1 pseudogene is annotated in these 1,588 nt (G+C 44.0%); it reads right to left on the bottom strand.

The window, feature by feature from the left end:
- Nucleotides 1-154: 154 nt before the first annotated feature.
- Nucleotides 155-1,588 (bottom strand): annotated as a pseudogene (locus tag ACFIKJ_RS09190) (DUF4815 domain-containing protein); the annotation flags it as partial.

Raw genomic sequence — 1,588 nt, 5'->3', positions numbered from 1 at the left:
GCTTTTCCCTCTACCTTTTCCTCAATATCAACAATGGCTTGATCAATTTTGGTCAAGTTTTCCCGCAAGATTGGGAATTCAGAACTGATAAAGCGTCCTTCTTTCGGCAATTCCATGTCGAGTTTTTTCGTTTTTGTCATGTCTCATTTTCCCCTCATAATATACCAGCACCAAAATCACACACCATGGACCGTGCCGCCGGTCCACCGGTAAGGGTCAATTTCAAGCGCGCTTGTTTGGCTGTTTTATCACCACTGATAAATTTGCGCTCTGTCCAAAGCGGTTCAGCGAGTTGCTCTGTTTCCTCTAATTTCAAAGGGGTGAAAGCACCATCATCCAGTTGCATCTCCAGTGAAAAGGTTGCACCGCCCGGTAAAAAGGTTTTGATATAACTGGTCAACCTTGCCTTTTCTCCAAAGGAAAAAGCACGGGTGACATAAGTGGCTTCCTTATGAATCTTCCCTGCAATCAATTGAACAGGAGCAAACAAAACAGGTGAGAGCTTCTCTGTCCCTTTGAGAATGGCGCGAAGCTTTATCTTTTCACTGATATATTCAGTAAGGCTTAGCAATTGAAAGGGAAGGAGTTGATAAACCGTGCCATTGTTTCGTTCAATTTCAAAGATGACAGAACAATCGCTTGAAGGCAATTCAATGGCTGCGCGTATTTGTAAATCAGAGCAGTCCACAAGGTCAAAAGTGCCAAGATCAATGGTTTTTTCTGTTTGTGTGTAGCGGGCTGCCAACACTCGAAAAGCTAAAGCCTCATCTTGATGAGCAGTCCAGCTTTGTGCGTTAACTGAAGAAAAGCGTGGACCGGTCACGTAAGGGTGGCTTGAGACATATCTCTGATGTTCTGCATCAAAATCCCCAAGCTTTGCTAAGGAGACAGAATGATTACTATCATCTGTCTTGATAACGAAAGCCGTTAAGCGATCATCGGGGACAAGAAGTGGTACATCATAGCGTGCCTCTGCCCACCCTAGCTTTGCGCCCTTCATGGAATAAAAGCTTTGTGCTTGGATATCGGCGGTCGGATAACCGTTTTCAGTGGTGACCAAATCAATCACCAAATCATGGTTTTGATTGCCGATTTTGCAAAGATGAAAGTCAATACCGGTGATTTGCCGTGTTTCATCGGGTGTAAAAACTTGTGCTTGTGGATCCACTTGTGTCCATATTTTTACTGTGGTGGTGCGTCGCATCACTTTCACATCAATCACACCTTGCCCAGTAAAAAGCCCTGTTGCAATGGTTCCACCTTTTCCCCGTGCCACAACGTTTTTTGTACCAGCTGTAATATTTTGTGGAATCGTGAAAGCGCCTTCAAGAGCGCCATCGGGAGATGTAAAACAATAATAGATTTTTTGTAAAACATCCACGCCATCAAAGGTAAAGCTTTCTAATTTTTCCCCTTTGCCAAAACCTTCAATTTTAAAGGAAAGGGTAATTTGTCTTAAGAAATCGATTTGCTCTTGGGTTGCACTCACCAAATCATCACGCACTTCTGTTTTACGAATGCTTCTCCCACGGTTCCATCCCATGTTCAGTTGATTGGTCACGCTTGAGAGCCAATCGGTGCGCTGTTC

This window comes from Bartonella sp. PS7NMGDW (assembly GCF_042193585.1).
GTDB classification, from domain to species: domain Bacteria; phylum Pseudomonadota; class Alphaproteobacteria; order Rhizobiales; family Rhizobiaceae; genus Bartonella; species Bartonella grahamii.
The sequence above is the reverse complement of the archived record's forward strand: the minus strand, read 5'-3'. Positions and strand labels throughout refer to the sequence as shown.